The organism is Pseudomonas helleri (assembly GCF_001043025.1).
Lineage (GTDB): Bacteria > Pseudomonadota > Gammaproteobacteria > Pseudomonadales > Pseudomonadaceae > Aquipseudomonas > Aquipseudomonas helleri.
The window spans coordinates 24,726-47,755 of sequence record NZ_JYLD01000014.1 but is presented as its reverse complement, the minus strand read 5'-3'; the positions used below and the strand labels follow the sequence as shown (position 1 = coordinate 47,755).

The window sequence follows — 23,030 nt, the reverse complement described above, 5'->3', positions numbered from 1 at the left end:
CTTCATTCATTACCGGGGTCAACGTCCCAAGGCTAAATTGCGTTGTAAGACGTCGGTTTTTAAGGGTTGCGGATGTTAACCCCTCAACGCCCGGAATGCAAAGCCTCTGATCGAAAACCGCTGGTCGGGGGCGGGAGTGGCGACTATTATGCGCGCCTTCGAATTGAGCCTCAACAAGGCGTAAACCCATGCTAGTACTGGGATTAGAAACTTCCTGCGACGAAACCGGCGTCGCGCTATACGACAGTGAACGCGGGCTTTTGGCCGATGGGCTGTTCAGTCAGATCGACCTGCACCGCGCTTATGGCGGTGTGGTGCCGGAGCTTGCCTCGCGTGATCACGTCAAGCGCATGCTGCCCTTGATTCGTCAGGTGTTGGCTGAGGCAGATTGCGTGCCTACAGAGATTGACGCCATTGCCTACACGGCAGGGCCGGGACTGGTCGGGGCCTTGCTGGTCGGGGCTTCGTGTGCCCAGGCGCTGGCTTTTGCCTGGGGTATACCTGCCCTTGGCGTGCACCACATGGAAGGCCATTTATTGGCCCCCATGCTGGAAGAGCAGCCACCAGAGTTCCCGTTCGTCGCTTTGTTGGTGTCGGGCGGCCATACGCAGCTGGTGCGTGTCGATGGTATCGGTCAATACGAGCTGTTGGGCGAGAGTCTGGATGATGCGGCGGGTGAAGCCTTCGACAAAACCGCCAAGATGATGGGGATGCGTTATCCGGGTGGCCCTGAGATCGCGCGGCTGGCTGCACAAGGGGTTGCCGGGCGTTTTGTGTTCCCGCGGCCGATGACCGATCGTCCGGGGCTGCAATTCAGTTTTAGCGGCCTTAAAACCTTCGCGCTGAATACTTGGCAGCGTTGTGTAGACGCGGGCGAGGATACGGAGCAGGCGCGTTGCGATATTTCGCTGGCGTTTCAGCAAGCCGTTGTCGAAACCCTGACCATCAAGTGCAAGCGCGCGCTGAAGGCTGCCGGGATGAAGCGCCTGGTTATTGCCGGGGGGGTGAGTGCGAACAAGGCGCTGCGTGAATCGCTCGAGAAAATGCTCGGCGAGATGAACGGTCAGGTGTACTACGCTCGCCCCGAGTTCTGCACCGATAATGGCGCGATGATTGCTTATGCCGGGTGTCAGCGTTTGCTGGCGGGCCAGCACGAGAGCCTGGCGATCAGCGTGCAGGCACGCTGGCCGATGGAGCAGTTGCCACCGCTGTAAGGGTTCAGAAATGCCGTTCGCGCCCAGCCATCAGGTCGCGTAGATTGCTGCGGTGCCGCCACACAATGAGCGTCGTCAGAGCGCTCATGGGCAGCAGCGCTGCAGGTTCTTGCCAGGCCAGCAAGGGCAGGGTGAGGGGGGCGGCAATCAGTGAGGCCAGCGAGCTCGTGCGGCTGAGCTGGAAGGTCAGCAGCCATGCGACAGCAGCCAGCAGCGCGGCGGGCGGATAAAGGCCCAGCAGCATGCCGGCAGCGGTGGCAACGCCCTTGCCGCCGCGAAAGCGGAAGTACAGTGGGTACATGTGCCCTACAACGGCGCAGGCGCCGATCCAGGCTTGTTGCTGGAGCGTGCAGCCCAGTTGATAGGCCAGCAATACCGGTAAAAGCCCTTTGCACAGATCGCCAAGCAAGGTCAGGATGGCGAGCTTTTTACCGGCCAGGCGCAACATGTTGGTTGCGCCGGCATTGCCTGAGCCACTCATTCGCGGGTCGGGGTTTCCCGTCAGGCGGCTGAGCAAAATAGCGAAGGACATAGAACCAAGCAGGTAGGCGAGCATCGCCAGTAACCAAAACATGCTAACTATTCCGGGCAAGGACGCCCTGATTCTAACGGCGCATTGCGCCCTTGTCGTGCTGCGGAGAAGAGTGCTTGGACAGAGTGTTTATCGAAGGCCTGGAAGTTGACACCGTTATCGGTGCTTATGACTGGGAGCGCGGCATCCGTCAGTGCCTGCGGCTAGATCTGAGTTTTGCGTGGGATAACCGCCCGGCAGCGGCCGGAGACGACCTGACCCTGGCATTGGATTACGCCAGTGTGTCGGCGCGCATCCAGGCGTTTGCCGAGCAGGCTCAGTTCCAGCTGGTAGAAACATTTGCCGAACGTTTGGCGCAAGTGCTGATGAGTGAATTCAATATTCCCTGGTTGCACCTCAAGCTGACCAAGCCCGGCGCCGTTGCGGCGGCCACAGGGGTGGGTGTGGAGATTGAGCGCGGATGCCGCTAACAGAGGTTTATCTCGGGCTCGGTAGCAATACCGAGCGTGAACGGCATTTGTGTGCCGGGCTGGACGCGCTTGCGGGCTTTTTGCAGGGCATGACGTGTTCGGCGGTGTTTGAAAGTCAGCCGGTGGGCATCAAAAGCGGGCCATTTTTCAATCTGGTGGTCGCGGCCAAAACCGATTTGCCACTGATGGAATTAAGCCGACGTTTGAAGTTGATTGAAGCGGATAACGGGCGTTATGCCCCGGATCGCAAAGGGCTGCCGCTGGATATCGACGTGTTGTTTTACGGCGATCTGGAGGGCGACTTTGAGTTCCTGACCTTGCCGCGAGCAGAAATTCTCAAGAATGCGTTTGTGCTTTGGCCGTTGTCGTTGATGGCGCCAAATAAGGTACATCCGGGCGTAGGTAAAACCCTTGCCCAGATGTGGGCCGAAGCGCAGATCGACCAGGTATTGGCGCCTGTGGCGTTTGAGTGGCGGGGCGTGCAATTGACGCCGGCAGAGATGCTTGAACGCTCGGTTTAAGGGGGCGCGCAAAACCCTGTAGCAGTTGACGAGCCTGCGAGGCTACGTCCGATTGCGTAGCGATCGTAAACACCAACTGCAAGGTTTTACGGTCGCCCCGCAGTGTTTGATTTACGACTGCTGCGCAGCCGGACGTAGCCTCGCACGCTCGGCAACTGCTACGGCATCGTCTTGTGTTTGGCGGCGTCTTTGTAGGCTTGCAGGGCCTTGAGCCGTTCGTGCTTGAGGGCCTCGCCCAGTTCGGGGCCTTTGAAGCCTTGTTCGATCAGCGGTTGTACGGTCACGCCTTGTGCTGCCAGGGCCGCGCCGCGCAGATAATCCGCCTGCGGGTAAGGGCGGTTTTCCAGGCCTAAACGCCCTCTGGCGTCCATTTCGCAGGCCACCACAAACTCCTCAAAACGCTGAGGGCGGCGATACACATCAAACCGCTGCAGCAACTCCAGCAATGTCGATGCCTTGAGCTCCAGGGCGCGATGACCATGGGTGTGGTACTCGCCCACCAGCAGCGCCAGTTCCTGGCAATCTCTCGGTACTTTGTAGCGTTCGTTGACGGCTTTGATCAGACGCAGCCCTTTGTGCTCGTGGGCAATGTGTCGTGGCCACTGGCTTTCGGGTGTCAGCCCTTTGCCCAGGTCGTGCAGCAGGCAAGCCCAGCGCACAGTCAGCGGTTGGTGGTGCAAGGCGGCTTGTTCGAGCACGCTCAGCGTGTGCAGGCCGCTGTCGACTTCGGGGTGATGAACGGGAGGTTGTGGCACGCCAAACAAGGCGTTGACCTCTGGCAGTAGCACCTCAAGCGCGTCGCAACTGCGCAGCACTTCGATGAATACCTGTGGGTGATCTTCCATGAGTGCGCGAGAGATTTCTTTCCAGCAACGCTCGGGCGTCAGGGCCTGCAGTTCGCCAGAGGCGGACAGTTGGCGCATGAGTTCCAGGGTCTCGGGAGCGATGCTGAAACCAAGCCCTGCATAACGGGCGGCAAAGCGGGCAACACGCAGGACTCGCAAGGGATCTTCGGCAAACGCGGGGGAAACGTGGCGCAGAATGCGTGCCTCTAAGTCTCGCTGGCCGTGGTACGGGTCGGTGATATTGCAATCAGCGTCTTCGGCCATCGCATTGATGGTCAGGTCGCGGCGTATCAGGTCGTCTTCGAGGGTGACGTCGGGGCTGGCATGGAAGATAAAGCCACCATAGCCATGGCCGCTTTTGCGTTCGGTTCGGGCAAGTGCATATTCTTCACCGGTTTTTGGGTGAAGAAATACCGGGAAGTCTGACCCCACCGGGCGAAACCCTTCGGCGAGCATTTGCTCGGCAGTCGCGCCCACCACCACCCAGTCGATGTCGGTGACGGGTTTGCCCAGCAAGCGGTCGCGCACTGCGCCGCCCACTTTATAGATCTTCATAAAAAGCCTCCGTTAGCGCGACAGGATAACCCGTGTGCCGCGTTAGCGGAGGTCGATGTGGTTACAGGTGGACGGCGGACAAGTCCAGACGGCCGTAGTCGTTTTCACCATGCTCGCCTTTGGGCGGTACGTGCTGGACCTTCATGATCTGGTCGCCTTGCAGGGTCTCCAGATGGATATCGAAGCCCCACAGACGGTGCAGGTGCTTGAGTACCTCGTCGGTGGAGTCACCCAGAGGTTTGCGGTCATGTTGTTGGTGGCGCAAGGTCAGGGAGCGGTCGCCGCGTCGATCAATGCTCCAGATCTGCACGTTGGGTTCACGATTGCCCAGGTTGTATTGCGCTGCCAGCGTTTCGCGGATGGTGCGGTAACCGTTCTCGTCGTGAATCGCAGGCACCAGCAGGTCGTCCTTTTGATCGTCGTCCATGATGCTGAAGAGCTTGAGGTCGCGAATGACCTTGGGCGACAGGTATTGCAGGATGAAGCTCTCGTCCTTGAAGCTGCTCATGGCAAATTTGATGCTGGTCAGCCAGTCGCTGCCTGCAAGGTCCGGGAACCAGCGCCGGTCTTCTTCGGTGGGGTGCTCGCACATGCGGCGGATGTCCTGGTACATCGCAAACCCCAGAGCATAGGGATTGATGCCGCTGTAGTACGGGCTGTCAAAGCCTGGCTGGAAGACCACGCTGGTGTGCGAGGTGAGGAACTCCATCATGAAGCCATCGGTGACTAGCCCTTCGTCGTACAGGTCGTTCATCAGCGTGTAGTGCCAGAACGTGGCCCAGCCCTCATTCATCACCTGGGTTTGGCGCTGCGGGTAAAAATACTGGGCGATTTTGCGCACAATGCGCACGACTTCACGCTGCCAGGGTTCCAGCAGTGGCGCGTGTTTTTCAATGAAGTACAGGATGTTTTCCTGCGGCTCATCCGGGAAGCGGGCGTTGTCCTTTTCACTGGATTTGCCCACCCCTTTGGGGATGGTGCGCCACAGGTCGTTGATTTGCTTTTGCAGGTGCTCTTCGCGGTCTTTCTGGCGACGGCGTTCTTCTTCGGCAGAAATCGGATAGGGCCGTTTGTAGCGGTCCACGCCGTAGTTCATCAAGGCATGGCAGGAGTCGAGCAGGTCTTCGACGGCATCGATGCCGTGGCGTTCTTCGCACTGCATGATGTACTGCTTGGCGAACACCAGGTAGTCGATGATCGAGCTGGCATCGGTCCAGGTCCGGAACAGGTAGTTGCCCTTGAAGAAGCTGTTATGCCCGTAGCACGCGTGGGCCACGACCAGGGCTTGCATGCAGATGGTGTTTTCTTCCATCAGGTAGGCGATGCACGGGTCGGAGTTGATCACGATTTCGTAAGCCAGCCCCATCTGCCCACGGCTGTAGGACTTCTCGGTACTCAAGAAGTGTTTGCCGTAGGACCAATGGTGGTAACCCAGCGGCATGCCGACGGACGCGTAGGCGTCCATCATTTGCTCAGCGGTAATCACCTCAATCTGGTTGGGGTAGGTGTCCAGCGCATAACGTTCCGCGAGGCGGCTGATTTCGCGGTCGTAAGCCTGGATCAGCTCAAAGGTCCACTCGGACCCTGTGGAAATGGGTTGGCGTTTATGCTCTTTGGCGGTCATGTGGCTAACCTGCGCTGGAAGAGTTCACGGAAGACCGGGTAGATATCGCCGGCCGAGACCAGTTGCTGTTGAGCGAACGTGTCGGGGAACGAGTCTCTGATGCGCTCGTATTCGAACCAGAGCGCCTGATGCTCGCGCGGGGTGATCTCAACGTAAGTGTAGTACTGCACGAACGGCATGATCTGGTTGACCAGGATGTCGCGGCAAATAGGCGAGTCATCGTTCCAGTTGTCACCGTCCGAGGCCTGGGCCGCGTAGATGTTCCATTCATTGGCCGGATACCGCTCGGCCATGATCTCTTGCATCAGTTTGAGTGCGCTGGACACGATGGTGCCGCCGGTTTCCCGGGAATAGAAAAACTCCTCTTCATCGACCTCGCGGGCGCTGGTGTGATGGCGGATGAACACCACGTCAATCTTGTCGTAGTTCCGTTTCAGGAACAGGTACAAGAGGATGAAGAAGCGCTTGGCGATGTCTTTGGTGGCCTGGGTCATGGACCCGGAAACGTCCATCAGGCAGAACATCACCGCCTTGGAGCTGGGGTTGGGTTGTTTGACCAGCAGGTTGTACTTGAGGTCGAACGTATCAAGGAACGGCACGCGGTGTATCCGCGCGCTGAGTTTCTCTATTTCGGCCTCGATGTCTTTGATATCGCCGAAGTTGTCTGGTTCTTCGCGTTTTAGCCGCTCAAGTTCAGCTTTGGCTTCTTTGAGTTTTGCCCGGCTGCTGCCGGACAGCGCGATGCGCCGTGCGTGGGCCGAACGCAGGGTGCGGATGATGTTGATGCGCGACGGATTGCCTTCGTTGCTGATGCCTGCGCGCACGGTTTTGAAGGTGTCGGTGCCGGTCAGGTGGCGTTTGATCAGGTTCGGCAGTTCGAGGTCTTCGAACATGAATTCGAGGAACTCTTCTTGGGTGATCTGAAAGACGAATTCGTCCATGCCCTCACCGGAATTACCCGCTTTGCCAGGGCCGCCGCCCCCTCCGCCGCCCCCTTGCGGGCGCTGGATATGTTCGCCGCTGGTGAATTCCTTGTTGCCGGGGTGAACCGTGGTTTGCTTGCCACCACGGCCGTGGTGAAGCACGGGCTCATCAATGTCGCGGCCCGGGATGCTGATTTGCTCGCCATGCTCCATGTCGGTGATGGAGCGGTGGCCTACGGCCTCTTCGACCGCCTTTTTGATGTGGTCGCGGTAACGCCGCAGGAAACGCTGACGGTTTACCGTGCTTTTATTCTTGCCATTGAGGCGTCGGTCGATCACATAGCTCATAAGGCCCTCCGGGCAGCTTCAAGTTGTCAGCTGCAAGCTGCAAGTCGAAGCACAGCGCGTGTGTTTTCTTCTTGCAGCTTGAGGCTTGAGGCCTACAACTGCCTCACTGCGATTTTCTGACTCGCAGATACCACTCGGAGAGCAGTCGTACTTGTTTGTCGGTGTAGCCGCGTTCGACCATGCGGGTGACGAAGTCGTTGTGTTTTTGCTGGTCCTCTTTGCTCGCTTTGGCGTTGAAGCTGATAACCGGTAGCAAGTCCTCGGTGTTGGAGAACATTTTCTTCTCGATGACCACGCGCAGCTTCTCGTAGCTGAGCCAGGTCGGGTTTTTGCCATTGTTGTTGGCGCGGGCGCGCAGCACGAAGTTGACGATTTCGTTGCGGAAATCTTTCGGGTTGCTGATGCCGGCCGGTTTTTCGATTTTCTCCAGCTCTTCGTTGAGCGCTACGCGGTTGAGGATTTCGCCTGTTTCCGGGTCGCGGTACTCCTGGTCCTGAATCCAGAAATCGGCGTAAAGCACGTAGCGGTCGAAGATGTTTTGCCCGTACTCGCTGTAGGACTCCAGGTAAGCGGTCTGGATTTCCTTGCCGATGAATTCGATGTAGCGCGGTGCCAGGTATTCCTTGAGGAAGCGCAAATAACGCTCGCGGGTTTCCGCCGGGAACTGCTCTTGCTCGATCTGTTGCTCCAGCACATAGAGCAGGTGCACCGGGTTGGCAGCAATTTCGTGCGGGTCAAAGTTGAACACTTTGGAAAGGATTTTGAACGCGAAACGGGTCGACAGACCGGTCATGCCTTCATCCACGCCCGCGCTGTCGCGGTACTCCTGAATCGACTTGGCTTTCGGGTCGGTGTCTTTGAGGTTCTCGCCGTCATAGACCCGCATCTTGGAGTAGATGTTGGAGTTCTCTGGCTCTTTGAGGCGCGACAGGACGGTGAACTGCGCGAGCATTTTCAGGGTGTCCGGCGCGCAATGGGCCTTGGCCAGCGAACTGTTGAACAACAGCTTGTCGTAGATTTTGACTTCGTCGCTGACGCGCAGGCAGTACGGGACTTTGACGATGTAAATCCGGTCGATGAACGCTTCGTTGTTCTTGTTGTTGCGGAAGGTGTGCCACTCCGATTCGTTGGAGTGAGCCAGCAGGATGCCGTTGAACGGAATCGCGCCCAGCCCTTCGGTGCTGTTGTAGTTGCCCTCTTGGGTGGCGGTGAGCAGAGGGTGGAGGACCTTGATCGGTGCCTTGAACATCTCGACGAATTCCATCAGGCCCTGGTTAGCCCGGCACAGTGCGCCCGAGTAGCTGTAGGCGTCGGCGTCGTTTTGCGGGAATTCTTCGAGTTTGCGGATATCGACCTTACCGACGAGGGCCGAAATGTCCTGGTTGTTCTCGTCACCGGGCTCGGTTTTGGCCACGCCGATCTGATTGAGGATCGAAGGGTAGAGTTTAACCACGCGGAACTGGCTGATATCACCACCGAATTCGGCCAGGCGTTTAGTGGCCCAAGGCGACATGATGGTGTTCAGGTAGCGTTTTTGGATGCCGAAGTCTTCTTCAAGAATCGCGCCGTCTTCGGTCGCGTTGAACAGCCCCAGCGGTGATTCAAAGACGGGTGAGCCCTTGATTGCATAGAACGGGACCTTCTCGATCAGTTCTTTGAGCTTTTCAGCCAGCGAAGACTTGCCGCCGCCCACCGGGCCGAGCAGGTAGAGAATTTGTTTTTTCTCTTCCAGGCCCTGAGCGGCATGGCGAAAGTACGACACGATCTGGTCAATGCACTCTTCCATTCCGTGGAAGTCGGCAAAGGCCGGATAGCGGCGAATCACTTTGTTCGAAAAAATGCGCGACAGGCGGGAATTGGTTGAGGTGTCCAGTAGTTCCGGTTCACCGATGGCCATCAGCAGCCGTTCGGCAGCTGAGGCGTATGCGCTTTTGTCTTGTTTGCACAGCTCAAGGTATTCCTGGAGCGTTAGCTCTTCTTGGCGTGTGGATTCAAAGCGTTGTTGGAAGTGGCTAAAAATACTCATGACGTCACCTCGCTCGATACGTGGAGCCGGCGATTGATCGGTCAGTTCGAGTGCTGGCATGCAGCAACGTTGCAGTTGCCGTGTACCCCCCAGGACACCATCAAGGGGCTTAACCCCTTGAAGTTACTACTGATGATCCATACACCGGTGTACCGGCTCTCCCCAGATTCGGATGGCCTGCGCTTAAGGATAGTTGGTAATCGGGGAGGTCAAGAAGAGATGCGCGAATAGTTGGCGCGACCGTTGGTCTGCAAGAGCGCCAGCCCGCTCAGGACGCGGGCTTGGGCGGATGAAAATATTTTTCGGGCTACTTATTGGGACGTTTCTGCGGGGTAGGTGGTGCGCCACAGTTCGAAGCCGCCATCGAGGCTGTAAACGTCAGAAAACCCTTGGCTGATCAGGTAAGCCGCTGCGCTTTGGCTGGAGTTGCCGTGGTAGCAGGTGACGATCAGCGGGGCGTCGAGGTCGGCTGCGCGGATGAAGTCAGCGATCGACTGGTTGTCCAGATGCTGTGAGCCGGTGATATGCAGGGCGGCATAGGTGGGCTGGTCGCGGATGTCGACGACTACAGCGCCTTTTTCGCGCAGGGCTTGGGCTTCTTGTGGGGGAATGCGTTTGAATTCAGTCATGGGAGTTTCCTTTAGCCAGGCAGCGCGTGCGAATCAGGGCGCGAGCGGCGGTTGCGAAGAAGGGGTTGGAGGGCAAAGCAGTTGAGGGGCCGGGTGCCCCTGCTCATCACAGTCGCAGCTCAGGCGCAGGCCGGTATCGACATTGAGCAAGGTCATCGCCCCGCCCCAGACGCAGCCGGTATCGAGTGCGAACACGCCAGGCTCAGAGCATTGGCCTTCAAGTGCCGCCCAGTGGCCAAAGATGATCTTGGTGTCCCGGGTTTTGCGTTCTTTGTAGCTGAACCATGGCGCAAAGCCCGGCGGCGCGGTACCCAGACCTTCTTTGCTCTTGAGGTCGAGTTTGCCGTCGCGGGTGCAAAAGCGCATGCGGGTGAAGTAGTTGGTGATGACCCGCAGGCGGGTGATACCGGTGAGGTCACTGTCCCACTTGGCCGGATCGTTGCCGTACATGCCGTCCAGGAACGGCTTGATGAGGCTGTCATCGCGCAAGGCGTGCTCAACTTCACCGGCGTATTTGAGGGCTTTTTTCAGTGACCACTGTGGCGGTATCCCGGCGTGCACCAGCGCCGTGTTGCGCTCGGCGTCGTAGTGCAGCAGCGGTTGCTGTCGCAGCCAGGTGAGCAGGTCGTTGCAATCGGGCGCTTGCAGGATGTCGCGCAGCGTATCGCCCTTTTTCAGCCGTTCGATGTTGTAGGCAACCGCCAGCAGGTGCAGGTCGTGATTGCCCAGCACGCACACCACAGATTCGCGCATACGGTAGAGAAAACGCAGGGTTTCGAGTGATTCCGGGCCGCGGTTGATCAAGTCGCCGACAAGCCACAGTTTATCGTTGGCCGGGTCGAAGGCCACTTGCTCCAGCAAGCACTTGAGCGGCTGCAAGCAACCTTGCAGGTCACCCACGGCATAGACCGCCATCAGTGAAGCGCTCCGGGTACGGCCAGGCGGAAGGGCTTGATGATGGCTTTGAACTGATGGCCGTCATTTGCCTGCATCAGGTAGCTGCCCTGCATGGTGCCCACTGTGGTGGTGAGGACCGAACCGCTGCTGTACGTGTGCTGCTCGCCGGGCTCGATCAATGGCTGTTGCCCGACCACTCCGGCTCCGCGCACTTCTTCGACATGCCCGTCACCATCGGTAATCACCCAATGCCGGGACAGCAGTTTGGCCGCCACGGTGCCTGTGTTGCTTACTGTAATGGTGTAGGCAAAGGCGTAGCGCTGATGCTCGGGTTGAGATTGTTCTGGCAGGTAACGCGTGACGACGCTGACGTCGATCACATAGCGGGGCTCATGCATGCGAGAGGCCTTACTGAAAAGCGCAGACAACGTTCGGAATAAAACAGCTGCCTGAGTCTAGGCTAGAGGGCGGGTGCCCGGCCAGAGGCTATGTCTGGTACGGGCACCGTTTTTTCTCAGTAATCAGTCAGCGACGGGCGCGTTAGCCGCTTTTTCGCTGAGTGTGTCGGCCAGGCGCACGAAAGCGGCGAGGTCGAGTTGCTCCGGGCGCAAGCTGCCATCGACGCCGGCGGCTTCGATTTCGTCGTTGCTGAGCAAGGCTTTAAGGGTGTTACGCAGCGTTTTGCGGCGCTGGTTGAAGGCTTCACGCACCACGCGCTCCAGCAGGCGGTGATCCTTGGCCGGGTGGGGCAGTACGTCGTGTGGCACCAGGCGGACAATCGCCGAGTCGACTTTTGGCGGCGGGTTGAAGGCGCCAGGGCCGACGTTGAACAGGTGTTCGACGCGGCAATGGTACTGAACCATGATCGACAGACGACCCCAGTCTCCGCCGCCAGGCCCTGCTGCCATGCGCTCAACCACTTCTTTTTGCAGCATGAAGTGCATGTCGCGGATCAGCTCGGCGTTTTTCAGCAGGTGAAAAATCAGCGGCGTGGAGATGTTGTACGGCAGGTTGCCGACGACACGCAGTGTGCGTGGCGCAGCATTGAGCGTGGCGAAGTCAAACTTCAGCGCGTCGCCCTGGTGCAGGTTGAAGTTGCTCATGCCGGCAAATTGCTGATTCAGGATCGGGATCAGGTCTTTGTCCAGCTCGACAACGTCCAGTTGCCCGCCGCTGCTCAGAATGCCTTGGGTCAGTGCGCCCTGGCCCGGTCCAATCTCCAGCAGGCGGTCGCCCGACTTGGCATTGATCGCGCGCAGGATGCGATCGATAACGCCCGCATCGTGCAAGAAGTTTTGGCCAAAGCGCTTACGCGCCTTGTGTTGGTATTGCTCGGTCATAGTTGCGTCTCGGCCATCTGATAGGCGGTTTCCAGGGCGACTTGCAGACTGCCAGTGTCGATCTTGCCGCTGCCTGCCAGATCCAGGGCGGTGCCATGGTCGACAGACGTGCGGATGATCGGCAAGCCCAGGGTGATGTTGACGGCGGCGCCAAACCCTTTGTACTTGAGCACGGGCAGGCCTTGGTCGTGGTACATCGCCAGCACTGCATCGCAGTGCTCCAGATATTTGGGGGTAAACAGAGTGTCGGCAGGCAATGGGCCGCGCAGGTCCATGCCTTCGCTTCGCAGACGCTCCAGGGTGGGTTCGATGATGTCGATTTCTTCAAAGCCCAAGTGACCGCCTTCACCGGCGTGGGGGTTGAGCCCGCACACCAGGATACGCGGTTGGGCGATGCCGAACTTGTGTTGCAGGTCGGCATGCAGAATTCGGGTTACCCGGGTTATACGCTCAGGTGTGATTGCATCGGCCACCTGACGCAGCGGCAGGTGAGTGGTCACCAACGCGACGCGAAGCCCGCGCGTGGCAAGCATCATCACGACTTGCTCGGTGCCGGTCAGGTCTGCCAGAAATTCGGTGTGGCCAGAAAACGCGATGCCGCCTTCGTTGATCACGCCTTTGTGTACGGGCGCGGTGATCATGCCTGCAAAATCGCCTGCAACACAGCCAAGGGCTGCACGGGTCAGGGTTTGCAGTACGAACGGGGCGTTGGCTTTGTCCAATGTGCCTGCGGTGACAGGGGCATTGAGCGGCGTGTCCCAGACATAAAGGCTGCCTGCAGGTGCCGGTTGGTCGGGCCAGTTGTCCGGGCTGACGGGCAGCAAACTGACAGCCACGCCCAGTTGCGCGGCCCGCTCATGGAGCAGGTCGCGGCTGGTAATGGCAATCAGGGGATGTGGCTGGCGTTGCGAGGCGAGAAGCAGGCACAGGTCGGGACCTATGCCTGCCGGCTCGCCGGGTGTCAGTGCAAAACGCTGTGTTTTCACTGTGCTGGGTCTGCGCTCTCTGCCTGGTTGGTTGCGCCAGGGAGTTTGATTTCTACGTAGGCTTCGTCACGGATCTGACGCAGCCAGCTTTGCAGCTCTTCGTCGTACTTGCGGTTACGCAAGGCGTTCATGGCTTGCTGCTCGCGGGCCTGGGTGGTGCTGTCAGTGGAGCGACGGCCCAATACTTCCAGAACATGCCAGCCGTATTGAGTACGGAATGGCTTGGACAGGACGCCTTGTGGGGTTTCAGCCATGACTTCACGGAACTCCGGCACCAGCGCGTTCGGGTCGATCCAGTTCAGGTCGCCGCCGTTAAGGGCTGAGCCTGGGTCTTCCGAATAGGTTTTGGCCAGGGTGGCAAAGTCTTCGCCCGACTGAATGCGGTCGTAGATTTTTTGTGCCAGTTCCTTGGTTTGCGCTTCAGTGCGGATTTCGCTTGGCTTGATCAGGATGTGACGAACATGAACTTCGTCGACCATCACGGTCTGGCCGCCGCGCTTGTCGAGCAGCTTGAGAATGATAAAGCCGCCAGGCGTGCGGACCGGAGGCGTAATGTCGCCTGTCGGCATGCTGCTCAGCATACGATCGAACGGAGGTGGCAACTGGCCCGCTTTACGCCAGCCCATGTCGCCGCCATCCAGAGCGGTATCGCTGCCGGAGCGGGCGATCGCCAACTGGGCAAAGTCAGCACCTTGTTTGAGTTGCTTGTAGAGGTCTTCAGCCTTCTGGGCCGCCGCCTGGACTTCACTTGAACTCGCGCTGTCAGACGTCGGGATCAAGATGTTGGCCAGGTGGTATTCCTCGGACAATTGCGCCTTGCCCAGGTCAGAGGCGAGGAAGTTTTTCACTTCCTGATCGGTCACCTGAATACGCTCGGCCACACGGCGTTGACGTACACGGCTGATGATCATTTCGCGGCGAACCTGCTCGCGCGCATCGTCATAGGACAGGCCGTCGTGGGCCAACGCCTGACGGAACTGATCAAGGGTCATGTTATTGCGCTGGGCAATGGTGCCGATGGCCTGGTTCAGTTCTTCGTCAGTGATACGAATGCCCGAACGCTCGCCGATCTGCAGTTGCAGGTTTTCGACAATCAGACGCTCAAGCACTTGTTGGTCCAGAACGCTGGCAGGGGGGACACCCTGCCCGCGCTTGGCGATGGTTTGCTGAACTTCATGGACACGCTGGTCCAGTTGGCTCTGCATGATCACGTCGTTATCGACGATGGCCACCACCTTATCAAGGGGCTGAACTGCAGCGTGTGCCGCCGCAGTACCTAGGAACAATGCGCCCAATACTAGGGGGCGCAGACACTCAGAAAGCTTGATCTTCACGTTCACGATAACCTTGGATGCCTTTGTCGAGGAAGCTCTCTACTTTGGCGCCTGTAACGCCGCCGAGACCTTTCAGCACAATTTGAAGGAAGATCCCATGGTCGCCCTTTTCGTTTTGCGGGGCTTCTTGGGTGTATTCGTCGTTGGAAACCCAGTAGCGGCTGATCAGGCGCATTTTCCAGCAGCAGTTGTCGTACTCAAAGCCACCGAAGGCTTCCAGGGTACGGTTGCGGTTGTAATCGTACTGCCAGCGGCTGATGACGCTCCATTGCGGCACGAGCGGCCAGATCACCGAGAAGTCGTGCTGCTGGATTTTGTAGTAATCCTTGATGAAGCCAGGATCGCTCGGGGTCAGGTAATCACCGCCGAACTGCCACTTGCCGGTGTACTGGTTGTACACCACCTGGTCGTTGCGATAGCGATAGCCCAGGTTGACGACCTTGTTCGGGTTGTCTTCTGGCTGGTAGTGCATCATCGCGCTGCCAGAACGTGGGCTACGGGTTTCCGGGTCCCAGTTGTAGTCAGCGGTTGCACGCCAGTCGCGGTTGAAGCGGTAAGCGTATTCCAGTGCATATGGAGACACACGTGACGTCGAGTCATCGCGATCGTCGCTCACGCCTGGCAACTGAACCTTGCGGTCTTTGAAGTAGTACGCCTGGCCAATGCTCACGCGTTGACGCTCAAAGCCGTTTTCTTCGATCCAGCGGCTGGTCAGGCCCAGCGACAGTTTGTTTTCGTCGCCGATGCGGTCAGAGCCGGTGAAGCGGTTGTCACGCCACAGCGAGGAATAGCTGAACGAGCTTTCGCTGGTGTCGAATACAGGGATGTTCGCCTGGTCACGCTCAGGCACATACAGGTAGAACGCCCGTGGTTCCAAGGTCTGGCGGTAGTTATTGCCGAACCAGTTGGTGTTGCGGTCGAAGTACAGGCCGCTGTCAACGCTGGCGATCGGTACGCTGCGGCTGACCGAACTGTCGAACTTGTCGCCAGCCGTGACCATTTGCGTTTTGCCACGGCCATCAAGATCCAGATCGTACTGGGTGTACGCGTACTTGAGGGACGGGGTCACGAAACCGTAGCTCGAAGTCATCGGCAACGACATGGCTGGCACGAGGTTCAGACGTGTGCCGTTGGCGCGCGCCAGGCCTTGTACGTTGTTATCCAGACGCGGCGTGGTGACGCCGTATTCGTCGGTGTAGTTGCCGTTTTCCAGGTCACGCTCAAACCGCACCAGCTCGGTGTTGTAGGAGAAGTTCACGCCACCCGGGTGATACGGCAGGCCACCATTGAAGGTGAGCTGTGGCATCTGGTTGTACGGCGTGACCTGGGTCACGGTCGCCAACTGGTAAGCGTGCACGTTCAGCTTGGCGGTGAAGTCATCGCCACGGTAGCTGACAGCTGCTTGCTGGTTCAGGTAGTCACGGCTTTCGACGCCGACCTGATCACTTTGCAGATCCTGGAAGTAGTACGGATCGCTGATCTTGGTGTAGTCAACTTCGGTCAGCACGCGCGAATCAAGCCCGCCCTTGTGCTGCCAGTTGTACATGTAGCGGGTTTTTTCGTAGTCGGTCTGCAGCTTGCGATCGTCGTTGTCGTCGTTGAGGTACGCGGCACCGAACTGTCCTTCGCTGGACTCGGTCAGGTAGCGGAACTCACCTTCCATCAACAGACCGCGCTTGGTCATGTAGCGCGGGTACAACGTGGCATCGTAATTGGGTGCCAGGTTGAAGTAGTACGGGGTCACGAGCGTAAAGCCGGTGTCGGAGCTGCTGCTGAAGGACGGCGGCAGGAAACCGGACTGACGGCGATCATCGATCGGGAAGTAAATGTACGGGGTGTAAAGGACAGGAATGTCTTTAACCCGCAGTGTCACGTTGGTTGCGGTACCGAAACCGGTGGCCGGGTTCAACGTGATGTTGTTGCCTTTGAGCTGCCAGGCGTTGCTGTTCGGTTCGCACGTGGTGTACGTACCGTCCTTGAGGCGGATGATCGCGTCTTCGGCACGTTTGGCGTACAGCGCGCTGCCGCGAATACGCGACTTGTGCAACACGTACTCGGCGTTGTCGACCTTGGCGGCACCGGTGTCCAGCTGCACATCGGCGTGGTCGCCAACCAGCAGTGCACCGTTGTCACGCAGACGCACATTGCCGCTCAACTCGCCACGGCTCTCGGCCTGGTACAAGTTGGCTTCGTCAGCCTCGACCTGCATGCTGCCCTGGCGCATGACCACATCACCGGCCAGGGTCGCGATTTGCTCTTCCTGTTGGTAGCGGGAAGCTTTGGCGCCAATGAAGGTCGGCGAATCGCTTTTGCTGGTGGTGTCACGCATGCCGGGACGCGTAGGCTCGATATAGGCGCCAGAGCAATACGGGCCGGTTTCAGCCAGTTGCGCCGGCGTGAGCTTGTCACGCGGGACCCAGTCAAGGTGGCTGTAGTCAGCACTGCGCGCCTTGAGGCCACGACCTTTGGCGGATGTCACCAGCGGGGTTTGCTCACCTTGCTCGCCAGACTCACCATTGGCTTGCGCCACGGTGCCGTTGTGCGATGGGCGTGGTGGCAATTGCGCAGTATTTGCTTTCGGCGCGCAATCCCAGCCACCCGAAGCCGATGCGGAACAGTCATACTGCTCCTCGGCAAATACGAATGGCACGGCTAGAGGTTGCATGGCCAGCAGACTGCCAGTTACCAGCAACGGAAATTTTTTACGAAACGCGGGGGATTTCAATGCCATCTTATTAGTCCGGGCTTCCTGCGTGCCATCAGCCCGCGGTGGGGGGACCGCACGCCTATCGATGGTCTGGAAAAGATTCTGGATAATAAAGCATGACCCGCTTGACGGCTAGCGCCGTCGGAGACCCTTGTAATGCCTGACCAAGATGTACGCTTGCAACACCTGAACGTTTGGCTTGATGAACAGTTGCACACCTTGTTCGAGAACGAGGGATGGGGTCCCGTGCCCCCGGCCACATTGACTGCGGCCAGCAGTGACGCGAGTTTCCGACGCTACTTCCGATGGGAGGGCGAGGGCCGCAGTTTTATCGTGATGGACGCTCCTCCGCCCCAGGAAAACTGCAAACCTTTCGTCGAAATCGCAGATTTATTGCGTACCAGTTGGATAAATGTTCCAAAAATTTACGCTCAAGACCTGGAGCGCGGGTTCCTTTTGCTCAACGATCTGGGCAATAAAACCTTTTTGGACGTGATCAACAGCAGCAACGCCGATGAATTGTTCAAGGACGCCATCGAAGCCTTGCTGGCCTTCCAGCAATTGCCGATGACGGCCCCTTTGCCCAGCTATGACGTGGCCTTGCTGCGCCGCGAGCTTGAGCTGTTCCCTGAGTGGTACGTGCGCCGCCATTTGGGCGTCGAGTTCACCGAGCAACAATTGGCGGCCTGGCAGCGTGTCAGCACGCTGTTGATCGACAGCGCACTGGCGCAGCCCCAAGTGTTGGTGCACCGCGACTTTATGCCGCGCAACCTGATGCTCAGTATTCCCAACCCCGGCGTGCTGGATTTTCAGGATGCCGTGTATGGCCCGGTGACCTATGACATCACCTGCCTGTTCAAGGACGCATTCCTCAGTTGGCCCGAAGAGCGCGTGCGCGCCTGGCTGGAAGACTACTGGAAGCTGGCCTTGCCGCTGGGTATTCCGGTGGGTGCCAATTTTGAAGAGTTCTTGCGGGCCAGTGATTTGATGGGCGTGCAGCGCCACTTGAAAGTGATCGGTATCTTTGCCCGTATTTGCCACCGTGATGGCAAACCCCGCTACTTGGCCGACGTGCCACGCTTCTTCTCTTATATAGAAGCGGTTCTGGCGCGCCGTCCTGAACTGGCTGAGCTGGGTGAATTGTTCGCCAGCCTGCCCCTGTCTGCCGAGGCCCGTGCATGAAAGCGATGATTTTGGCTGCGGGCAAAGGCGAACGCTTGCGCCCGTTAACCCTGGACACGCCCAAACCGTTGATTCGCGCAGGCGGTGTGCCGTTGATTGAGTACCACCTGCGGGCACTGGCAGCGGCAGGTTTTACCGACATCGTGATCAATCACGCCTGGCTCGGCCAGCAGATCGAAGACCACCTGGGCGATGGTGCACGCTTTGGCGTGAGCATTCAGTACTCCGCCGAAGGCGAGCCGCTGGAAACCGGTGGAGGCATTTTTAAAGCCTTGCCGCTGTTGGGCGATAAACCTTTTGTCGTGGTTAACGGCGACATCTGGACTGATTACGACTTCGCCAGGTTGCGCCAACCGCTGGCCGGGCAGGCGCATTTAGTGCTGGTGGACAACCCGGCGCATCATCCTGCCGGCGATTTTTCGCTGAGCGATGGCCGCGTGCAGGACGCGCTGCCCGGTGCCGACACGCTGACTTACAGCGGGATTGCGGTCTTGAGCCCGACGCTGTTCAACGGCTCGACAGCGGGGGCATTCAAGCTGGCGCCTTTGCTGCGCACCGCCATGGCTGCAGGTGCAGTGACAGGCGAGCGCTTGCAGGGGCGGTGGGTGGATGTCGGTACACATGAACGGTTGGCAGAGGCTGAGTTGTTGATTAAGGGCAAACACTAAGATGCTGTGGCCAGGGACTCTGATCGGAGCCGGGGCTGGCTTTTTCATCGCCAGCATTCCGGGGGCCATGCTTGGCGCTTTGTTGGGGCAAGCCCTGGACCGGCGCTTGCAACTTCACAGTTGGGCGCAATTGCGTGAGCGTCTGGGCGGCCGCCCGGCCTTGCGTAATGATGAGCTGCTGTTTGTTTTACTCGGTCGGCTGGCCAAGAGCGGCGGGCGGGTTGTGGATAAACATATCGAACAGGCGCGCCAGGAAATGCGCCAGCTCGACATGAACCCGGCCGCGCAGCAGCGTGCGATTGCCGCGTTTAACCGGGGCAAGTCCGGGCATGACTCGTTGCGCGGTTATCTGCTGCGCCTGCGGGCGCAACCGACGGCGGCCGAAGGCGTGTTGCGTGCCTGTTGGCGAATGATTGTGGCGGACGGTCGGGTTGACCCCAAAGAGCGGACATTGATTTTTCAGTGGGGCCGTTGGTTGGGCTGGGCCCCGCAACAAGTGCAGCTGCTGGGGGCCGACTACGAGCCGCAGAAAAAAACGCCCGCGACCCGGGGCGGCACGTACCAGCAGGCGCTGGCCTTGCTTGGCGTGACCGCGAGCACCGACCCCGAGCACATCAAACGGGCTTACCGGCGTTTGCTCAGCCGTCACCACCCGGACAAAGTGGCGGGCGCCGGTGCAACCCCGGCGCAGGTGCGTGAGGCCACCGATAAAACCCGTGAGCTGCATCACGCGTATGCGTTGATCCGTGAGTACCGCGGTTTTCGTTAGTCCGGCTTGTCCACTGCCTTCGGGCTGAGCCAGCCGCGGACTCTGCGCAACAGTTGTTCCTGTTCAGCCTCGCGATTGCCGGCAATGGTGTCCAGGCCGACCTGGTTGAAATTTGAGCGATCCATGCGTTTGCTGGCGTGTAGCCGTTGCAAGGCAGCTTTGCGCATAAGCGGTTTGTCTTTGTAGAACACATCCAGAAGCTCAACCGAGAGCGCCGGGGCCAATACATTGATATCGGGTTCGACCTGAGCGGGTGACTGCGCTGCCACCAGGATCAGCTTTTGCACCTGCTTGGGCTGCTTTTCGTTCAGGTAACGCGTTGCCCAATAAGCCCCCGTGCCGTGACCGAGCAGCACAATACTGCGCATGTGTTGCTGCTGAGCGAAGGCAATGGCCGCGTCGATGCGGGCGAAAATGCGCTCGGCGTCAGCGTTGGTCAGCGCTTCCAGGGTTTGCTCGGGTTGCAGCTCGGTGTCCGGGTTCTCGGTACCGACACTGGCGGCCTGCTCGATGGGTTTGGCTGTGGTGCTGGCCTCTTTACTGCTACTGTTCGGCGCGGGCTCTGTAGGAATTTTCTCTGGTTCGGCAGCGCGCGGTTGGCTGGCTTCGCTGCGCAGGTCAGGCAAGCTCAGGCTCAGGCTGGCCCAGTTGGCGTCTGGCAGTTTATTGCGCAATGGGCCTACGACCCGTGGCCAGTCGGCGTTTTCACCGGCGCCGGGGACGATCACCACGACGCCGCTGGGGTCACTGCTGTTGGCCGGTTTCCAGAGCGCCAGAAAAGTATCCTGCGCGGCTTGCAGGTGTTGCTGCTCAGCGGCCGGCACTTGTCGTTCCAGTGCAGTGGCGTCTTCCTGGCTGCGTTCAGGCAAAGGTTGACGCACCACGGGTGCGGGTTGCGCGGGTGTGGTGTCGGGAGCTGGCTCGGCCGCCAGGACCGGTAAGGCAGATGACAGGTACAACGCCGCCAACGCCAGGCGCAAAGAAGACATAAGTAATTCCAGGCCAGAAGTTATCCCGGCAGCGTAATGGGTGTGAGTGTTGCGATGAAGCGTTTTTGCTATCTGTTGGTTATCGGCTGGTTGTGGCTGCCCTTGATGGGGCACGCGGCGTCCATCCCGGCTGCGCAATTAAGTCCTGAGCAACAGCAATGGCTGGCGCAGCATAAAGCGCTGCGGGTCGGCCTGGTATTGCAGGCGCCTTATGCCACGTTTGACCAACGCTTGCAGCAGTTGTCCGGGGCCAATGTTGAGCTGATGAAATGGCTGGCGCAGAGCCTGGACATCGACCTGACCTGGCGCACCTACCCGGACCTTGAGCAGTTGGAGAAGGCCGCGCGTGAGGGGCAAATCGACATCGCGCCGGGTCTCAAGCAAACCCCGGCCGGGCTGCGCGTGTGGATTTTTTCTGACCCTTATATGCGGGTCCCGCAATTGTTGGTCGGTGAACGCAATGGCTCAGGTTCGGTAGACCTTGATCGCATCGACAGCAAAACCCGTGTCGCCGTGCGGATGCCCGGAGCCACGGCAGATTTTTTGCGCTCCAGTTATCCAGGGCTCAATCTGCAAGGCGTGCCGCTGGAGCGTCAGGCCCTGCAACTCCTGCTGAGTCAGCAAGCCACCTATGCGGTGATTGATGAAGCGCAACTGGCGCGGCTTTCTGCCGAGCCTGAGTTCACAGCGTTGGCGGTGGTTGGCGACATTGGCTTGCCGCAGCTTTTACGGGTGGGTACGCGTCGGGACTTGCCCGAGCTGGCCGGCATCGTGGAGCGCGGGCTCCATGCGATTTCTGCGCGGGACATGGAACAACTGCACACGCGCTGGTTGCAGCCCAAGTTCGCGCGCTCAACCCATTCGCCCGGCTTCTGGCAAAACCTCGTGCTGTTGTTCGCAGCGCTGATGTTGGCCAGCATGGCCATTGTTGTGTGGCAGCGCCGCCAGCAGAGTGTTCTGGAGCAGGCGCTGTTGAAAGCCCGTGAAGACCTCGCCGAGGGGGCTGCCAGCGCCGAGGCCCTGCGCCTGACGCAGTTTTCCATCGACAAAAGCCCGGTGGGCATTTTATGGGTTAACTGGGACAGCCATGTCCGGTACGCCAATCTTGCGGCCGAAAACATGCTGGGGTACTCGCCCGGCGCGGTGCTCGACCGACCATTGAGTGATTTTGAGCCGGGCCTGGACATGGACCGCTGGTTGAGCTTGTGGCGCCGCGCACGGGGTAACGAAGACACGGCGCAGCGCATGGAAGCGATTTGCGTGCGGGCTGATGGCAGCGAGTTCCCGGCTGACGTGACGTTGAGTTTCCTGCGTTTCAAGCAAGCCGAATACCTGGTGGTTTACCTGCATGACATCACCGAGCGCCGCCGTGTGCAGGCCGCGTTGCAAGAAAGTGATGCGCGCCTGCAAGGCATTGCAGCCAACGTGCCGGGGCTGGTGTTTCGACTGGAGCGCTCGTTGCTGACGGGCGAGCTGGATTTCCCTTACATCAGTGAAGGCAGCGAGAGCCTGGTGGGGTTTTCTCCGGCGACCTTACGCCGACATGACGTTGGTCTGCGCAGCCTCGTGCACCCGGATGACAGAGCCGATTACCATCGGGTGCAGGACGTGGCCATAGACAGTGACAGTGACTGGTCGTGGCAAGGGCGAATCCTGACCCGCGAAGGGCTGCAACGCTGGGCCGAGATCAAAGCCATTACCCGCCGTCTTGAAGACGGCACGGTGGTTTGGGACGGGATTGTCTGGGACATCAGCGAGAGCAAGCGCATCGAGCTGGAGCTGGACAGCTCGCGCGGTCAGCTTCGTGAGTTGTCAGCGCACCTGGAGAGCGTGCGCGAGGAAGAAAAGGCGCGAATTGCCCGCGAGGTTCATGACGAGCTGGGGCAAATGCTCACGGTGCTTAAACTCGAAACCTCGATGTGTGAGCTGGCCTATGCGGACCTTGATCCGGGGTTGCGCGAGCGGCTCAATAGCATGAAAAAACTCATCGCCCAGTTGTTCCAGCTCGTGCGTGATGTGGCCACGGCCTTGCGCCCGCCGATTCTGGATGCCGGGATCAGCTCGGCGATTGAATGGCAGGCCCGTCGTTTTGAGGCGCGCTCGCATATCCCGTGTCTGGTACAAGTCCCTGAACAACTGCCGCCGTTGAGTGCGGCCAAGGAAGTGGGCCTGTTCCGGATTTTGCAGGAAGCCCTGACCAACGTGCTGCGCCACGCCGATGCGCAAACGGTTGAGTTGACCCTGAGTGTCGAAGGTCGGGAGTTGTGCCTGACCATCAGTGATGATGGCCGGGGCTTTGAGCCGACGGCCGGGCGCTCGACCTCCTTCGGCCTGGTGGGCATGCGCGAGCGCGTCCTGATGCTTGGCGGCACCCTGGACCTGCACAGCGAACCGGGCGAGGGCACTACCCTGACGGTGCGCGTGCCATTGATTCAACGCCAGCCAGACCCAAGTGACTCTGAATAAGGAAG

20 protein-coding genes are annotated in these 23,030 nt (G+C 59.2%); 7 read left to right on the top strand and 13 right to left on the bottom strand.

Going from position 1 to position 23,030, the window contains the following annotated elements:
• Positions 1 to 188 precede the first annotated feature (188 nt).
• The gene (gene tsaD, locus TU84_RS20250; protein WP_048372246.1) at positions 189 to 1,214 is read left to right on the top strand and encodes a tRNA (adenosine(37)-N6)-threonylcarbamoyltransferase complex transferase subunit TsaD; all 1,026 of its coding nucleotides are present in this window, start codon (positions 189 to 191) and stop codon (positions 1,212 to 1,214) included.
• A gap of 4 nt (positions 1,215 to 1,218) precedes the next feature.
• Here the strand turns inward: tsaD and plsY are convergent, their stop codons facing one another.
• A complete protein-coding gene (gene plsY, locus TU84_RS20245) occupies positions 1,219 to 1,788 on the bottom strand; it encodes a glycerol-3-phosphate 1-O-acyltransferase PlsY (protein ID WP_048372243.1) in 570 nt (189 codons plus the stop codon).
• A gap of 74 nt (positions 1,789 to 1,862) precedes the next feature.
• Between plsY and folB the strand changes: the two genes are divergently transcribed.
• Complete coding sequence (gene folB / locus TU84_RS20240; RefSeq protein WP_048372241.1) at positions 1,863 to 2,216, top strand: dihydroneopterin aldolase; 354 nt, start codon at positions 1,863 to 1,865, stop codon at positions 2,214 to 2,216.
• Positions 2,207 to 2,737, top strand: a complete 531-nt coding sequence (gene folK / locus TU84_RS20235) for a 2-amino-4-hydroxy-6-hydroxymethyldihydropteridine diphosphokinase (RefSeq protein ID WP_048372239.1) — start codon at positions 2,207 to 2,209, stop codon at positions 2,735 to 2,737. The genes folB and folK overlap by 10 nt, the downstream gene beginning before the upstream one ends.
• A gap of 158 nt (positions 2,738 to 2,895) precedes the next feature.
• Here the strand turns inward: folK and TU84_RS20230 are convergent, their stop codons facing one another.
• From TU84_RS20230 to TU84_RS20180, 11 genes are all read right to left on the bottom strand, one after another.
• Positions 2,896 to 4,137 (bottom strand): multifunctional CCA addition/repair protein, encoded by a 1,242-nt coding sequence (locus TU84_RS20230; RefSeq protein WP_048372236.1) that lies wholly within the window; start codon positions 4,135 to 4,137, stop codon positions 2,896 to 2,898.
• A 61-nt stretch (positions 4,138 to 4,198) separates the two neighbouring features.
• Positions 4,199 to 5,761, bottom strand: coding sequence for a SpoVR family protein (locus tag TU84_RS20225; protein WP_048372235.1), 1,563 nt, complete (start codon positions 5,759 to 5,761; stop codon positions 4,199 to 4,201).
• Positions 5,758 to 7,032 carry a YeaH/YhbH family protein gene (locus tag TU84_RS20220; protein ID WP_048372234.1) on the bottom strand — a complete coding sequence of 425 codons (1,275 nt, stop codon included), beginning with the start codon at positions 7,030 to 7,032 and terminating at the stop codon, positions 5,758 to 5,760. The genes TU84_RS20225 and TU84_RS20220 overlap by 4 nt, the downstream gene beginning before the upstream one ends.
• Before the next feature lie 103 nt (positions 7,033 to 7,135).
• On the bottom strand, positions 7,136 to 9,058 hold the full coding sequence (locus TU84_RS20215) for a PrkA family serine protein kinase (RefSeq protein ID WP_048372233.1): 1,923 nt from the start codon (positions 9,056 to 9,058) through the stop codon (positions 7,136 to 7,138).
• A 311-nt stretch (positions 9,059 to 9,369) separates the two neighbouring features.
• Positions 9,370 to 9,687 (bottom strand): thiosulfate sulfurtransferase GlpE, encoded by a 318-nt coding sequence (gene glpE / locus TU84_RS20210; protein ID WP_048372231.1) that lies wholly within the window; start codon positions 9,685 to 9,687, stop codon positions 9,370 to 9,372.
• 33 nt (positions 9,688 to 9,720) lie between these two features.
• Positions 9,721 to 10,602, bottom strand: a complete 882-nt coding sequence (locus TU84_RS20205; protein ID WP_048372229.1) for a symmetrical bis(5'-nucleosyl)-tetraphosphatase — start codon at positions 10,600 to 10,602, stop codon at positions 9,721 to 9,723.
• The gene (apaG, locus tag TU84_RS20200) at positions 10,602 to 10,982 is read right to left on the bottom strand and encodes a Co2+/Mg2+ efflux protein ApaG (RefSeq protein ID WP_048372227.1); all 381 of its coding nucleotides are present in this window, start codon (positions 10,980 to 10,982) and stop codon (positions 10,602 to 10,604) included. Before apaG ends, TU84_RS20205 begins: the two co-directional genes overlap by 1 nt.
• 123 nt (positions 10,983 to 11,105) lie before the next feature.
• Positions 11,106 to 11,924 (bottom strand): 16S rRNA (adenine(1518)-N(6)/adenine(1519)-N(6))-dimethyltransferase RsmA, encoded by an 819-nt coding sequence (gene rsmA, locus TU84_RS20195; RefSeq protein WP_048372225.1) that lies wholly within the window; start codon positions 11,922 to 11,924, stop codon positions 11,106 to 11,108.
• Positions 11,921 to 12,910, bottom strand: coding sequence for a 4-hydroxythreonine-4-phosphate dehydrogenase PdxA (gene pdxA, locus TU84_RS20190; protein ID WP_048372223.1), 990 nt, complete (start codon positions 12,908 to 12,910; stop codon positions 11,921 to 11,923). Before pdxA ends, rsmA begins: the two co-directional genes overlap by 4 nt.
• Positions 12,907 to 14,244, bottom strand: a complete 1,338-nt coding sequence (gene surA / locus TU84_RS20185) for a peptidylprolyl isomerase SurA (protein ID WP_048372368.1) — start codon at positions 14,242 to 14,244, stop codon at positions 12,907 to 12,909. The genes pdxA and surA overlap by 4 nt, the downstream gene beginning before the upstream one ends.
• A complete protein-coding gene (locus TU84_RS20180) occupies positions 14,225 to 16,975 on the bottom strand; it encodes an LPS-assembly protein LptD (protein WP_048372221.1) in 2,751 nt (916 codons plus the stop codon). The genes surA and TU84_RS20180 overlap by 20 nt, the downstream gene beginning before the upstream one ends.
• Positions 16,976 to 17,107: 132 nt before the next feature.
• On the opposite strand from TU84_RS20180, the gene TU84_RS20175 reads away from it, so the two are divergent.
• Genes TU84_RS20175 through TU84_RS20165 form a run of 3 tightly spaced genes read left to right on the top strand, consistent with a single transcriptional unit; the run spans position 17,108 to position 19,570 of the window.
• Positions 17,108 to 18,133, top strand: a complete 1,026-nt coding sequence (locus TU84_RS20175) for an aminoglycoside phosphotransferase family protein (protein WP_048372218.1) — start codon at positions 17,108 to 17,110, stop codon at positions 18,131 to 18,133.
• Positions 18,130 to 18,801, top strand: a complete 672-nt coding sequence (gene murU / locus TU84_RS20170) for an N-acetylmuramate alpha-1-phosphate uridylyltransferase MurU (RefSeq protein ID WP_048372217.1) — start codon at positions 18,130 to 18,132, stop codon at positions 18,799 to 18,801. The genes TU84_RS20175 and murU overlap by 4 nt, the downstream gene beginning before the upstream one ends.
• A 1-nt stretch (position 18,802) precedes the next feature.
• On the top strand, positions 18,803 to 19,570 hold the full coding sequence (locus TU84_RS20165) for a TerB family tellurite resistance protein (RefSeq protein ID WP_048372216.1): 768 nt from the start codon (positions 18,803 to 18,805) through the stop codon (positions 19,568 to 19,570).
• Here the strand turns inward: TU84_RS20165 and TU84_RS20160 are convergent.
• Positions 19,567 to 20,559, bottom strand: coding sequence for an alpha/beta hydrolase family protein (locus TU84_RS20160; RefSeq protein WP_048372214.1), 993 nt, complete (start codon positions 20,557 to 20,559; stop codon positions 19,567 to 19,569). The two genes, TU84_RS20165 and TU84_RS20160, sit on opposite strands and share 4 nt — an antisense overlap.
• 54 nt (positions 20,560 to 20,613) lie before the next feature.
• Here TU84_RS20160 and TU84_RS20155 point away from each other — a divergent pair, with 54 nt between their 5' ends.
• Positions 20,614 to 23,025, top strand: coding sequence for a PAS domain-containing sensor histidine kinase (locus TU84_RS20155; RefSeq protein WP_048372213.1), 2,412 nt, complete (start codon positions 20,614 to 20,616; stop codon positions 23,023 to 23,025).
• The last annotated feature ends 5 nt before the right edge of the window (positions 23,026 to 23,030 follow it).